Source organism: Pseudomonas sp. LBUM1651, assembly GCF_059716135.1.
This window is the reverse complement of the sequence record NZ_CP166805.1, coordinates 305,572-319,289: the sequence shown is the minus strand read 5'-3', so window position 1 is coordinate 319,289 and position 13,718 is coordinate 305,572. Positions and strand designations below refer to the sequence as shown.

14 protein-coding genes are annotated in these 13,718 nt (G+C 59.9%); 7 read left to right on the top strand and 7 right to left on the bottom strand.

Annotated features, from left to right (window positions below; all coding sequences use genetic code 11):
* Nucleotides 1-15: 15 nt before the first annotated feature.
* The 3 genes from ACA066_RS01575 (at nucleotide 16) to ACA066_RS01565 (ending at nucleotide 3,463) form a co-directional block, all read left to right on the top strand.
* Nucleotides 16-1,335, top strand: a complete 1,320-nt coding sequence (locus tag ACA066_RS01575) for a S41 family peptidase (protein ID WP_497697853.1) — start codon at nucleotides 16-18, stop codon at nucleotides 1,333-1,335.
* A 1-nt stretch (nucleotide 1,336) separates the two neighbouring features.
* Nucleotides 1,337-2,119, top strand: a complete 783-nt coding sequence (locus ACA066_RS01570) for a divergent polysaccharide deacetylase family protein (RefSeq protein WP_497697852.1) — start codon at nucleotides 1,337-1,339, stop codon at nucleotides 2,117-2,119.
* Between the two features lie 105 nt (nucleotides 2,120-2,224).
* Nucleotides 2,225-3,463, top strand: a complete 1,239-nt coding sequence (locus ACA066_RS01565; protein WP_497697851.1) for a trypsin-like peptidase domain-containing protein — start codon at nucleotides 2,225-2,227, stop codon at nucleotides 3,461-3,463.
* Nucleotides 3,464-3,467: 4 nt separating this feature from the next.
* Here the strand turns inward: ACA066_RS01565 and ACA066_RS01560 are convergent, their stop codons facing one another.
* The 7 genes from ACA066_RS01560 to ACA066_RS01530 form a co-directional block, all read right to left on the bottom strand.
* Nucleotides 3,468-4,223: a substrate-binding periplasmic protein gene (locus ACA066_RS01560; RefSeq protein ID WP_497697850.1), complete on the bottom strand. Its 756-nt coding sequence runs from the start codon at nucleotides 4,221-4,223 to the stop codon at nucleotides 3,468-3,470.
* A gap of 78 nt (nucleotides 4,224-4,301) precedes the next feature.
* Nucleotides 4,302-5,072 (bottom strand): imidazole glycerol phosphate synthase subunit HisF, encoded by a 771-nt coding sequence (gene hisF, locus ACA066_RS01555; protein ID WP_497697849.1) that lies wholly within the window; start codon nucleotides 5,070-5,072, stop codon nucleotides 4,302-4,304.
* 9 nt (nucleotides 5,073-5,081) lie between these two features.
* Nucleotides 5,082-5,819: a 1-(5-phosphoribosyl)-5-[(5-phosphoribosylamino)methylideneamino]imidazole-4-carboxamide isomerase gene (gene hisA, locus ACA066_RS01550; RefSeq protein ID WP_017336056.1), complete on the bottom strand. Its 738-nt coding sequence runs from the start codon at nucleotides 5,817-5,819 to the stop codon at nucleotides 5,082-5,084.
* A 101-nt stretch (nucleotides 5,820-5,920) separates the two neighbouring features.
* The gene (locus ACA066_RS01545) at nucleotides 5,921-6,178 is read right to left on the bottom strand and encodes a DUF2164 domain-containing protein (protein WP_090176775.1); all 258 of its coding nucleotides are present in this window, start codon (nucleotides 6,176-6,178) and stop codon (nucleotides 5,921-5,923) included.
* On the bottom strand, nucleotides 6,179-6,817 hold the full coding sequence (hisH, locus tag ACA066_RS01540) for an imidazole glycerol phosphate synthase subunit HisH (protein WP_497697848.1): 639 nt from the start codon (nucleotides 6,815-6,817) through the stop codon (nucleotides 6,179-6,181).
* Nucleotides 6,817-7,410, bottom strand: a complete 594-nt coding sequence (gene hisB, locus ACA066_RS01535) for an imidazoleglycerol-phosphate dehydratase HisB (RefSeq protein ID WP_003218037.1) — start codon at nucleotides 7,408-7,410, stop codon at nucleotides 6,817-6,819. The genes hisH and hisB overlap by 1 nt, the downstream gene beginning before the upstream one ends.
* A gap of 272 nt (nucleotides 7,411-7,682) precedes the next feature.
* The gene (locus ACA066_RS01530; RefSeq protein WP_497697847.1) at nucleotides 7,683-9,347 is read right to left on the bottom strand and encodes an OFA family MFS transporter; all 1,665 of its coding nucleotides are present in this window, start codon (nucleotides 9,345-9,347) and stop codon (nucleotides 7,683-7,685) included.
* Nucleotides 9,348-9,569: 222 nt separating this feature from the next.
* Here ACA066_RS01530 and ACA066_RS01525 point away from each other — a divergent pair, with 222 nt between their 5' ends.
* From ACA066_RS01525 to ACA066_RS01510, 4 genes are all read left to right on the top strand, one after another.
* Nucleotides 9,570-9,974 (top strand): acetyl-CoA sensor PanZ family protein, encoded by a 405-nt coding sequence (locus tag ACA066_RS01525; RefSeq protein ID WP_497697846.1) that lies wholly within the window; start codon nucleotides 9,570-9,572, stop codon nucleotides 9,972-9,974.
* 84 nt (nucleotides 9,975-10,058) lie between these two features.
* On the top strand, nucleotides 10,059-12,284 hold the full coding sequence (locus ACA066_RS01520) for an AsmA family protein (protein WP_497697845.1): 2,226 nt from the start codon (nucleotides 10,059-10,061) through the stop codon (nucleotides 12,282-12,284).
* Entirely contained in the window at nucleotides 12,281-13,348 is a 1,068-nt protein-coding gene (mutY, locus tag ACA066_RS01515; RefSeq protein ID WP_497697844.1) for an A/G-specific adenine glycosylase, read from the top strand. Before ACA066_RS01520 ends, mutY begins: the two co-directional genes overlap by 4 nt.
* Nucleotides 13,345-13,617: an oxidative damage protection protein gene (locus ACA066_RS01510; RefSeq protein WP_008149405.1), complete on the top strand. Its 273-nt coding sequence runs from the start codon at nucleotides 13,345-13,347 to the stop codon at nucleotides 13,615-13,617. Before mutY ends, ACA066_RS01510 begins: the two co-directional genes overlap by 4 nt.
* Nucleotides 13,618-13,718 lie beyond the last annotated feature (101 nt).

The following is a 13,718-nucleotide window of genomic DNA, read 5'->3' as shown; positions in this document are numbered from 1 at the left end:
AGGAGTTCGTTCGACATGCTGCATTTGTCCCGTCTTACCTCGCTGGCCCTGACGATCGCCCTGGTGATCGGCGCGCCTCTGGCGTTCGCTGCTCAACCGGCTCCGGCGGTCGCGCCGGCGGGCACTGCTGCGACCACCAAGGCGCCGTTGCCGCTGGAAGAGTTACGCACCTTTGCCGAGGTCATGGATCGGATCAAGGCAGCCTATGTCGAGCCGGTAGACGACAAGACCCTGCTGGAAAACGCCATCAAGGGCATGCTCAGCAACCTCGATCCGCACTCCGCCTACCTGGGCCCGGAAGACTTCGCTGAATTGCAGGAAAGCACCAGCGGCGAATTCGGCGGCCTGGGCATCGAAGTCGGCGCCGAAGACGGTTTCATCAAGGTGGTTTCGCCTATCGATGACACCCCGGCCTCCAAGGCTGGCATCCAGGCCGGCGACTTTATCGTCAAGATCAACGGCCAGCCGACTCGCGGCCAGAGCATGACCGAAGCCGTGGACAAGATGCGCGGCAAGATCGGCCAGAAAATCACCCTGACCCTGGTTCGCGATGGCGGCACGCCGTTCGACGTGACCCTGGCCCGCGCCATCATCCAGGTGAAGAGCGTCAAGGCCCAGCTGCTGGAGTCGGGCTACGGCTACATCCGCATCACCCAGTTCCAAGTCAAGACCGGTGAAGAAGTCTCCAAAGCCCTGGCCAAGCTGCGCAAGGACAACGGCAAGAAGCTCAACGGCATCATCCTCGACCTGCGCAACAACCCGGGCGGCGTGCTGCAAGCGGCAGTGGAAGTGGTCGACCACTTCATCACCAAAGGCCTGATCGTTTACACCAAGGGCCGCATCGCCAATTCCGAGCTGCGCTTCTCCGCCACCGGCAAAGACGAAAGCGAAGCCGTGCCGATGGTTGCATTGATCAACGGTGGCAGCGCCTCGGCCTCGGAAATTGTGGCCGGCGCCCTTCAGGATCAGAAACGCGCGGTGGTCATGGGCACCACCAGTTTCGGCAAGGGCTCGGTGCAAACCGTGCTGCCGCTGAACAACGACCGCGCACTGAAGATCACCACGGCGCTGTACTACACGCCGAACGGCCGCTCGATCCAGGCCCAGGGCATCGTCCCGGATATCGAAGTACGCAAGGCCAAGATCACCAGCGAGCAGGATGGCGAGTACTTCAAGGAAGCCGATCTGCAAGGTCACCTGGGCAATGGCAACGGCGGCGCCGACAAACCGACCGGTTCCAGCAGCAAAGCCAAGCCGATGCCGCAGGATGATGATTACCAGTTGGCTCAGGCCCTGAGCCTGCTCAAAGGGTTGAGCATCACCTCCGGCCGCTGAGATGCGCCTGCGGTTACTCCTCGGCCTGTTGTGCTGTCTGGCGGGTGTTGCTCACGCGGCGCCCGCCCCTCAAAAGGCCTACATCACGCTGATCATCGATGACCTGGGGCAGAACCTGCCCCGGGATCGCCGCGTGCTGACCCTGCCCGGCCCGGTGACCACGGCGATCATGCCCGACACACCCCACGCCACCGAATTCGCCCGCGAAGCCCATCGCGCTGGCAAGATCGTCATCCTGCACATGCCGATGGACCCGGCCACGGGACCGTTCGCCTGGCATCCTGACTTGCCCGTAGACGAACTCGAGAAGCGCCTGAATGCGGCGTTCAAGGTCGTGCCCTATACCGCTGGCATCAACAATCACATGGGCAGCCGCATGACCGCTCAGCCAGCCGCCATGGCCTGGTTGATGGCGGACTTGCAGCGTCGGCACAAGTTCTTCGTCGACAGTCGCACCAGCGCGCAAACCGTGGCGGCGGCCGAGGCGCAGAAGATCGGGTTGGCGAGTGTTTCGCGGGATGTGTTTCTGGATGATGAGCGCACGGAAGCAGCGATATTCACGCAGCTACAGACCGCGATCAATCTGGCGCGCAAGCAGGGTTCGGCGGTGATGATCTGCCATCCCTACCCGCAGACGCTGGCGGTGCTGGAGCGCGAGTTGCCGAAGCTGAAAGCTCAGGGCATCGACTGGATCGATATCAAACAGATGATCAGCGTGCGTGGCAACCGTGCAACGGCTGCTCACGGCAAGGAAGGACAATACCGCCTGCCACCTGCCCGATAATTGATCACCACTGCGTTTTTGTTTCGCGATAACTATGTATGTCTCTTGGTACCCAGTGCCGTGCCACGATAGTGCACACCTGAATTTCATCACCAAGGAATGGACATGAAATCCCTTAGTTACTTCTGCCTGACCGCCCTGGCCAGCCTTCTCGCACATACCACGGCGCAGGCGCGCGATCTCGGCGAAGGCGCCATCAACGGCTCGATCTCCAGAGCACTGCAAAACAGCGAACACCGTTATGAACTCTGGAGCGGCGTCGGACGACTTCGCCTGAAATCGGGAGAAACCTGCAGTGCCGTTCTTCTGGACACACGAAACAGACAGGGCCGCGCCACTGGCCCTGCTTATTTACTCACCAGCGGTCATTGTGCGCACTTTCAATACGGTTCGGCGCTAACCAACCTGCCTCTGGAGGCGAGTGTCACTTTTCACTACTTCCATGACACACCTCAACGTCATCGCCGGTTTGCCATCCGTTACGCCCGATGGAGCAGCCTGGCAGGTACCGACCTTGCGGTGATGGAGATAGACGCCACATTAGCGTCGTTGATTCAAGCCGGCATCAACCCGCTCAAACTCGCCTCCCATCAAACTCACGAGAACCATGATGTACTGAACGTGGGCGCGCCTGGCGGCTTTGCTGAACAGGGGCTTCGTTTAAGTGTTTGCAATGAACAAACCGCTGGAACGTTCATCGATCATCCCGGTGTGTTTCCACTGGCGATGAGAAACGGATGTGACCTTTCTGCAGGCAGCTCTGGCAGCCCGATGCTGGATCGTCGTACCAATGAAATCACCGGCATCGTCAGCAAGATCGGTGCTTTGCGCAACTCACCGACAGCCCCTGGCTGCGAACTCTCATCATCGTGCCAGGCGGCACGCTTCAACTACAGCTACTCCGCCAACTTTTTGACCTATTGCTTTATCGACGGCGTCTTCACCAGTGACGGCTCTGACTGCTCCCTGGAACCGAGCGATCTGACTGTCACGGAACCGTGGAAATTCAAGTCGGTCGTCTATAGAACGGAAAACGCGGCTGGACAGATTGTATTGCCGACATGGAACTTCCGGTTTTCCCTCGATGCGACCTTCTATCGCTACAAAACGGCCCATGACGCCAGAGACTGTAAGGATCCCGCCGGTTACAGCGCGGCCATCCCCAGTGAAGACGCTTTTATCAACACGCAAATCGGGCCTGTTAACGGGGCGCACGCGCTGTGCGTTATCGGTGTGGGTTCCGCACGTCAACACGTTACAAGGGCAAAACTGAACAACGTTTACACGATGGCCGTGTATTTGAGCGCAACACCGGAGGTGAGCCTTCAGACTACGTCGAAGTAACGTGCTACAAATACCGCGCCATGATGTCATCCACCACGCCTTCCTTGCGCAGCTGATCCAGCGCAGCTTGAAGCCTCGCCACCACCTCATCTGGCACGTCCTTGTTCAAGGCAAGGTACAACTCGGCACTGTTAAAACGCAGTACCGTCTTGAGTCCGGTCACTCCGTCCTGTCGCGCAAGATAACGGCCCGCCGGGTCGCCTGTAGCCCATAGATCAATCTGACCACTGACGAGCTTCTTCGCATTGTCCTGATCCCGAAGCACAACAATCGGCTTCAGCCCTTGCTTGGCCAGTGTCTCGGCAATCGCGTCGCCTTTGTACGCGCCGATCCTGTACTTGCGCGCATCTTCCAGCGTTTCCAGGCTGATTTTGCTGTCCGCCTTGGCCAGCATGATCCAGTCATCCGGGCCAATCGGGCCGACCCACTTGAAGAGCTTTTCGCGATCCGGCAACCGCGCCATCACGAACACGCCATAACCCGGTTTCTCGAGGGCGAGTTTGTAGATTCGCTCCCAAGGGAAACGCAGCGTCAGGCTGTAGGTGATATCGGCGCGTTTGAACATCTCACGGACTATGTCCACGGCGATGCCATTGATGTTCTCGTCCTGAGCGAAGTTCTTGCCGTTCTTGGCCATGTTGTAAGGCGGGAAGTTTTCCGTCAGCAACACGAGGTCGGCGTCAGGATTTTCTGCAGCGTGCACTCCATTGATGAGCAATAGAGAAGCGCCGGCGAGGGCAAGAAGAAGGCGTTTGAGCATGTCTGGCTACCGAGATCCATGGCGTACCCAAGAGTGCCCTGAGCCCGCCATGATGTCCACTGGCCTGTATCGGTTTGTTTAGCGCATCACGATGCCGCGATGAGCCATGTAGGCCTTGGCTTCCTGCACGGTGTATTCGCCGAAGTGGAAAATACTCGCCGCCAATACCGCGCTGGCGTGGCCTTCGAGAATGCCGTCCGCCAAATGCTGAAGGTTGCCGACACCGCCGGAAGCAATGACCGGAATACCCAGCGCATCGCTGATGGCGCGGGTAACGCCCAGATCAAAGCCGTTTTTCATGCCATCCTGATCCATGCTGGTCAGCAGAATTTCACCGGCACCCAGGCCTTCCATCTTCTTGGCCCATTCAACGGCATCGAGACCGGTCGGCTTGCGTCCGCCGTGAGTGAAGATTTCCCAGCGCGGAGTTTCGCCCTGGCCGGAGACCTTCTTGGCGTCGATGGCGACAACGATGCACTGCGAACCGAAATGCTGCGCAGCCTCGCCAACGAATTCCGGGTTGAACACCGCGGCGGTGTTGATCGAGACTTTGTCCGCGCCGGCATTCAGCAGATTGCGAATGTCCTGCACGGTGCGCACGCCGCCGCCCACGGTCAGCGGAATAAACACCTGGCTGGCCATGCGTTCAACGGTGTGCAGCGTGGTGTCGCGACCGTCGACGCTGGCGGTGATGTCGAGAAAGGTAATCTCGTCGGCACCCTGCTCGTCGTAGCGACGGGCGATTTCCACCGGGTCACCGGCGTCACGAATGTTCTCGAACTTGACGCCCTTGACCACCCGGCCGTTATCCACGTCCAGGCAAGGGATGATGCGTTTGGCCAGCGCCATGGTCAGTCCTCAGCCTTTGTACGAATCGCAGAAAGCTTGCGCTTCAGCGACGTCGAGGGTGCCTTCGTAGATCGCCCGGCCGGTGATCGCGCCGATGATGCCAGGCGCCTTCGCGTCGAGCAGCGACTTGATGTCACCGAGGTTGTGAATGCCGCCGGACGCGATGACCGGAATGCGCGTGGCCGCGGCCAGCGCAGCGGTGAACGGCACGTTGCAGCCCTGCATCATGCCGTCTTTGGCGATGTCGGTATAAACGATCGCAGACACGCCATCGGCTTCAAATTGCTTGGCCAGGTCGATGACCTGAACGGTGCTGATTTCAGCCCAGCCGTCGGTGGCGACGAAACCGTCTTTGGCGTCCAGACCGACGATAACCTTGCCCGGGAACGCGCGGCAGGCTTCAGCCACGAAAGCCGGATCTTTCACGGCTTTGGTGCCGATGATCACGTAGCTCACGCCCGCTTTCACGTAGTGCTCGATGGTTTCCAGGGAACGGATACCGCCGCCGATCTGGATCGGCAGGTTCGGGTAGCGCTTGGCGATGGCGGTGACCACTTCGCCGTTGACCGGCTGGCCTTCGAAGGCGCCGTTCAGGTCGACCAGATGCAGACGGCGGCAACCGCCCTCCACCCACTTGGCAGCCATGCTCACCGGGTCATCGGAGAACACTGTGGAATCTTCCATGCGGCCCTGGCGCAGACGAACACAGGCACCGTCTTTGAGATCGATAGCGGGAATAATTAGCATGCTTTTCCTTCGTCAAAGAGCTGCAAGCTGCAAGCTATAAGCTGCAAGCACGCACGCGTTTCTACTTCTTGCAGCTTGCAGCTTAAAGCTTGCCGCTGCTCCTATTCTTTCTCGAGCGCCCACAGGTCGCTTTCGATGCTTTCGAACCTCTCTTTGAGGTGCGTCTGCACATCGAAAATCGCCCTGTTGTAATAGTGCGGAGCAATTTCGCGGGTAAACAGCTCAAGGATTTCGGCTGCTTCGAACGAACCGAGGTCCAGTTCGAAGCGATCCTCCATGAAGCGCTTGATCTTGTGATTGGCCTCGTTCTCCTGTTCGGGAGTGAGGGTCAGGATCGGCGGCTTCTTCTTGACGGCCATTTACCAGCGACCATCCCACGCAGCAAAGTTCTGCAGCAATTGCAGGCCATGGGTATGGCTCTTCTCCGGGTGAAACTGCACGGCGAAACGCGAGCCATCGGCCAGCGCCGCAGCGAAATCGACACCGTAGTGACCGCCACCCACCACCTGCCGCGCATTAGCGGCAGCGATGTAGTAGCTGTGCACGAAGTAGAAACGCGCCAGGTCCGGAATGTTGTGCCACAGCGGATGCGAGATCGTCTGCTTCACTTCGTTCCAGCCCATGTGCGGGACTTTCAGGTGTTCGCCATCTTCATGCAGGTCTTTGCCGAAGAACTTCACCGCGCCCGGGAACAGGCCGATGCAGTCGACGCCGTCGTTCTCTTCACTGCTGTCGAGCAAGGCTTGCATGCCGACACAGATGCCGAGGAACGGACGGTCCTGGCTGACCTCACGCACCAGCGAATCGAAGCCCAGGCGACGGATTTCCGCCATGCAATCGCGAATCGCGCCGACGCCGGGGAAAACCACCCGGTCGGCTTCGCGAATCACGTCGGCATCGCTGGTGATCAGGACCTTGCCGGCACCGACGTGCTCGAGGGCCTTGGCCACCGAGTGCAGGTTGCCCATGCCGTAATCGATAACCGCGACCGTCTGCATTACAGAACGCCTTTGGTCGATGGCATCTGACCGGCCATGCGGTCATCGAGCTCTACGGCCATGCGCAGTGCGCGGCCGAATGCCTTGAACACGGTTTCGATCTGGTGGTGGGTGTTGGTGCCACGCAGGTTGTCGATGTGCAGGCTGACCAGGGCATGGTTGACGAAGCCTTGGAAGAATTCCTGGAACAGGTCAACGTCGAAACCGCCGACGGTGGCGCGGGTGTAGGGAACATGCATCTGCAGGCCCGGACGGCCGGAGAAGTCGATCACCACGCGCGACAGCGCTTCATCGAGCGGGACGTAGGCGTGGCCGTAGCGACGGATGCCTTTTTTGTCGCCGATGGCTTTGGCGAAGGCCTGACCGAGTGTGATACCGACGTCTTCCACGGTGTGGTGGTCGTCGATATGCAGGTCGCCCTTGCTGACAATATCCAGGTCGATCAGCCCGTGACGGGCGATCTGGTCCAGCATGTGCTCAAGAAAAGGAACACCGATATCGAATCGGGCCTTTCCGGTGCCATCCAGGTTGATCGAGGCTTTGATCTGGGTTTCCAGAGTGTCGCGCTCGACTGACGCCTTACGTTCGGCCATCACCAGCTCCGCAAAATCATTGGGCGAAAAAGGCAGCCATTATAGGGGCGCGGGCGGGAAACAGAAACACGAGAGGTGATATGACTGACGGAGTGAATTCAGTGGCGTCGGGGATAGACATGTCAGTACAAGCCGATTTCATGGTCATACCGGAAACAAATGTGGGAGCGAGCCTGCTCGCGATGACGGAGTGTCAGCCACATAGATGTTGACTGACACTCCGTCATCGCGAGCAGGCTCGCTCCCACAGGGGTGATGCGCTTACCGTTTACTTAGTGGAAAAGCACTGCCGTTTTCTGCAGGGTCACCCAAACACCCCACGCCAACGGAATCCCAACCACCAGCCACGCAGCAACCGCCAAAGGCTTGGTGCCCGCAGCCGCCTTCCACTCCAACACGGTGCTACTGTCAGCGCCTTTGTCATGGCCCAGCGCCTGTTCGGCGGCCAGTTCGGCGTCGGTCATGAAGTACTTGTCGGCCACCGGACGCACCAACAGGTTGCAGATGAAACCCAGCACCAGCAGGCCCGCGAGGATGTACAAGGTGATGTCATAGGCTGCGGCGCGTTCAACGCCGATGCTCAGCTGATACTCACGCAGGTAGTTCACCAACACCGGACCCAATACGCCTGCGGCAGCCCATGCCGTCAGCAGACGACCGTGGATCGCGCCGACCATTTGCGTACCGAACAGGTCTGCAAGGTAAGCCGGCACCGTCGCAAAACCACCGCCGTACATCGACAGGATGACGCAGAACGCCGCGACGAAAAGCGCAACGTTGCCCAGGTGACCGAGGTTCGGGATCAGCGCGTACAGCGCAAAACCCAGCGCGAAGAACACAAAATAGGTGTTCTTACGGCCCAGGTAATCCGAGAACGACGCCCAGAAGAACCGCCCGCCGATGTTGAACAGGCTCAGCAAACCGGTGAAACCGGCAGCAATCGCGGCAATCGAGGCCAATTGGCCCGCGTCCAGTTGACCAAACGTCTGGTCAGTGCCGAGCAATTTGCCGGCGAACACTTCCTGCAACAGCGGCGAAGCCATGCCGAGGATGCCGATACCGGCAGAAACGTTCAGGCACAGCACCAGCCACACCAGACGGAATTGTGGAGTCTTCCACGCCACATTCACGTGCACGTGACGATGGGTGATCATTGCGTTCGAGGCTTTTTTCGCCGGAGCGGTCCAGCCTTCAGGCTTCCAGCCAGTTGGCGGAACGCGGTAGGACAGTGCGCCGCCGATCATGAACACGAAGTAGATCGCGGCCATCACCAGGAAGCTCTGCCACACGCCCACGCTGTCTGCCGACGCGAAGTGCCCCATCAAGGCCGCAGCCAGCGGAGCACCAACCATCGCACCACCACCGAAACCCATGATCGCCATGCCGGTCGCCATGCCGCGCTTGTCCGGGAACCACTTGATCAGGGTCGAGACCGGCGAGATGTAACCCAGGCCCAGGCCGATACCGCCAATGACCCCGGAACCGATCCACATCAGCCAGATCTGGTGCGTATACACGCCGAGCGCCGAAATCAGCAGACCACCACACCAGCACAGAGCCGATACAACGCCAGCCTTGCGCGGCCCGGCGTGTTCCAGCCAGCCACCCCAGATCGCTGCCGAGCAGCCAAGGAAGATGAAGAACAGGGTGTAGATCCAGCCGAGCATCGAGATCGGCCAGTCGCATTGCGACGAGAAAACCTGCGAGATGAAACTCATGTCCGGTGCGCAGGCCACTGCCTTGGTCACGCCCAGCGCCTTGGACAGTGGCAGCCAGAACACCGAAAAGCCGTAAGCCATGCCGATGCAGAGGTGGATGGCCAACGCGGCCGGTGGTACCAGCCAACGGTTGAAACCGGGCTTGGCGATGATGCGCTCCTTGGACAGGAACGAGGGCTGGTCGGCGCTGAGGCCGTCCGCCGTGATGCTCGTGGTCATTGTGTATCCCCCAATTATTAGTATGGTTCGCCAGTACTCCCCACCCCCCAGCCTTTATGCGCACGCATGACTGTTTTTAAGGTGGAGCTCTATTTTGGTGCGACATCACGTCGCAGAAGGACGGACGAACTGGCAGAGGTTACCATTTGCACGTGACAGAAAAACCAAACTGATATCACCTTTTCGCAAGTTGTCTGTTCTCGTACCACTGAAGGAGCCACAATGCCTATCATCGTCGAGTTGCTGAACGAAGCCAGCTATCAGGATCAGCAGGACCTGCAGAAGATCTACCGCGACGCGCCGGACTGGCTGTTCGCTCCGTTTGCCGGTGATGTGCAGTTGATCGAAAGCTGCCTGCGGGAAGGTTCGCTGATCGGCGGGCGTTTCAACGATCGCCTGTTGGGGGCCGCACGCCTGCAAAGGCACCAGGACGTCTGGCATCTTTCCCAGCTATGTGTACGAAAAATCACCCGCCGTCGCGGGGTTGCTGAACGGCTGGTGAACCAAGCCCAGGCAATGGCGTCCCAATCGGGCGCGATATTACGCCTGCTGGCGCCCGCCGGGCACCTTGAGGCACAAGCACTGGCGGCCAAGCTGAAAGTGCCGCTGGATACACTGCCGGGCTGATCGCTGATCGCTGACCGGTCGTCCGCTTCGGAGCGCTATACTCCCCGGCTATATTCGAATTCGACTAACTACAAGGACTCGCCCATGAAAGCGTTCGGCAAAATCCTGGGCCTGGTACTTCTCGGGCTGTTGCTGATCATTGTGGCGCTGGGCTTTGCCCTGACCCACCTCTTCGATCCCAACGACTATAAAGACGAGATCCGCCAGATTGCCCGCGACAAGGCCCACATCGAGCTGACGCTCAATGGCGACATCGGCTGGAGCCTGTTCCCGTGGCTCGGCCTGGAATTGCACGAAGCCAGTGTCGCGACCCTGGCCAAACCCACCGAGCCGTTCGCTGACTTGCAGATGCTCGGCCTGTCGGTGCGCGTGCTGCCACTGCTGCGCCGTGAAGTGCAGATGAGCGATGTACGCGTCGAAGGCCTGAACCTGCGCCTTAACCGCGACAAGGACGGCCACGGCAACTGGGAAGACATCGGCAAGGTGCCGACGCCTGCCAATCCGACTGCGCCTCCCGTCACTCCTGGCGAACCTGCACCGGAAACCACCGTCCAGGTGGAAAAACCTGCGCAGCCGATTCGCCTGGACATCGACAGCCTGACCGTCAATAACGCCCGCGTTGAATACAGCGACGAGAAGACCGGCAAGCAGTTCAGCGCCGAAAGCATCCAGCTGAGCACCGGGCCGGTCCACGACTCCACCAACATCCCGGTCAAACTCACCGCGTTCCTCGGCACCAATCAGCCGGTTCTGCGGGTGCGTACCGAGCTCAATGGCGAGCTACGTTTCGAGCGCGCCCTGCAACGCTACAAATTCGAAGATATGAAGCTGTCCGGTGAAGTCGCTGGCGATCCGCTGCAAGGCAAAACGGTGACCTTCGCCGCCCAAGGCCAGTTGTTGCTGGATAAAGCGGCGAACGTCGCCGAATGGACCGGCATCAAGATCTCTGCCAACCAACTGCGCGCACTGGGTGAGCTGAAGGTCAACGACCTCGACAAGACACCGCAAATCAACGGCGGCATTTCGATTGCCCAGTTCGACCTGGCGAAGTTCGTCGACAGCATCGGCCAGACACTCCCGGCCATGGCGGAGGGCAGCCTGAGCAAAGTCGAACTGGTCAGCCGCGTTGCCGGTACGCCGACCAGCGTCGTGTTCGACAGCATCAACCTGAAAGTCGACGACAGCACCTTCACCGGCCGCATCGCCGTCGAGGACTTCGCCAAGCAATCGTTACGAGCAGTCCTCAAGGCTGACACCTTCAATGTCGACCGTTACCTGCCGCCAAAATCCGCCGAAGCCAACAGCGCGACACAAGTGCGTAAGGCCGAAGTAGCCAGCACCGAAGCCGATGCCATGGCCGGTGCGGGCAGCACGCCGCTGCCGGAGAAGCCCACCAAAGACGCATGGAGCAGCGAGCGCCTGTTGCCGGTGGAACGCCTGAGCAAGCTTGATGTGGACGCTGACCTGACGTTTGGCCAGTTGACCCTCGACAAACTGCCAATCCAGAACGCGGCGCTCAAGGCCAATGGCAAGGAAGGCCTGCTGACCCTTGAGAACCTGCGCGGCGACCTGTACGACGGCACCTTCGAATCCAAGGGCACCCTTGACGTTCGCCAACAGGCACCGGCGCTGAACATGCAGACGCGCATCAGCAAAGTGCCTGTGGAAAAAATCCTCGAAAGCCAGGGTAAAAATCCGCCGGTCAAAGGCCTGGTCACGCTCGACAGCAGCCTGACCGGCAATGGCAACAGCCAGAAAGCGCTGATCGAAACCCTCAACGGCAACGCCAGCTTCGTCATCAACAACGGCGTGCTGCTCAATGCCAACCTCGAACAGCAACTGTGCAAAGGCATCGCCACGCTCAACCGCAAAACCCTCAGCGGCGAGCCGCGGGGCAAGGACACACCGTTCCAGGAGCTGAAAGGCAACCTGACCTTCCGCAACGGCGTGGCCAGCAACCCGGACCTGAAAGTTCGTATTCCGGGCATGACCGTGAAGGGTGACGGCGACGTCGACCTGCGGGTGCTGGGCATGGATTACCGCGTTGGCATCCTTGTCGAAGGCGATACGAGCGCCATGCCGGATCCGGCCTGTCAGGTCGGCGATAAATTCGTCGGCATCGAATGGCCGCTGCGCTGCCGCGGCCCGCTGGAACTCGGCGCCAAGGCTTGCCGCCTCGACAACGAACGCATGGGCCAGGTCGCCACCAAAATGGCCGGCGACAAGATCAGCGAAAAGATCGACGAGAAGCTTGGCGACAAGGTCAGCCCTGAACTGAAAAACGCATTGAAGGGGCTGTTCAAGCGATGAGATCCGAGCAGTTTTCATCGGCGGTGCTGGATTGGTACGACCGCCACGGCCGCCACGACTTGCCTTGGCAACAAGGCATCACACCGTATCGGGTATGGGTCTCGGAAATCATGTTGCAGCAGACCCAGGTCAGCACTGTGCTGAATTACTTCGACCGTTTCATGGCCTCGTTGCCGACGGTCGAAGCGCTGGCCGCTGCGCCGGAAGATGAAGTGCTGCACCTGTGGACCGGCCTCGGCTACTACACCCGCGCGCGCAATTTGCAGAAAACCGCGAAGATCGTCGTTGCCGAGTACGGCGGCGAATTTCCGCGGGATGTGGAAAAGCTGGTTGAGTTGCCGGGGATCGGCCTGTCCACGGCCGGCGCCATCGCCAGCCTGAGCATGGGCCTGCGGGCGCCGATCCTTGATGGCAACGTCAAACGGGTGCTGGCGCGATTTACGGCGCAGGAGGGTTATCCGGGCGAACCGAAAGTCGCCAAACAGCTGTGGGCGAACGCTGAGCGCTTCACGCCCCATGATCGGGTCAACGCCTACACCCAGGCGATGATGGATCTGGGCGCCACGCTTTGCACCCGCAGCAAACCGAGCTGCCTGCTCTGCCCGCTGGAAAAGGGCTGCGAAGCGCACATGCTCGGCCTGGAAACCCGCTACCCGATCCCCAAACCGCGCAAAGCCGTGCCACAGAAACGCACGCTGATGCCGATGCTCGCCAACGGCGAGGGCGCGATTCTGCTTTACCGCCGCCCTTCCACGGGCTTGTGGGGCGGTCTCTGGAGCCTGCCGGAACTCGACGACCTCGATGACCTGCCGCATCTGGCTTCGCAGCACTCGCTGGAACTGGGCAGCCAACAGGCGCTGCCGAGTCTGGTGCACACGTTCAGCCATTTTCAGTTATCCATCGAACCCTGGCTGGTTCAGGTCCAGGAGGCCGGCCATCACGTGGCCGAGGCCGACTGGCTCTGGTATAACCTCGCCACCCCGCCGCGCCTGGGCCTTGCCGCCCCGGTCAAAACCTTGCTCGAACGCGCGGCCGCCGTATTGAACGCAGGAGAGTCGTCATGACCCGCACCATCATGTGTCGCAAGTACAAAGAAGAACTACCCGCCCTGGAGCGCGCTCCATTCCCGGGGGCAAAAGGTCAGGACATTTTTGACCACGTCTCCGCCAAGGCCTGGGCCGACTGGCAGAAACACCAGACCCTGCTGATCAATGAAAAACGCCTGAACATGATGAACGCCGAAGACCGCAAATACCTTCAGGGCGAGATGGACAAGTTCTTTTCCGGCGAGGAATACGCCAAGGCTGACGGCTACGTTCCACCGGCTGAATAATCCCGCTTTTTCGAGGGTCGGAACGTAAGCGACGGTAATAATTAAAATTTTTTTGAAAACTTTCTTGACGACCCCCTGAAAAACCAGTTTAATGCGCCCCG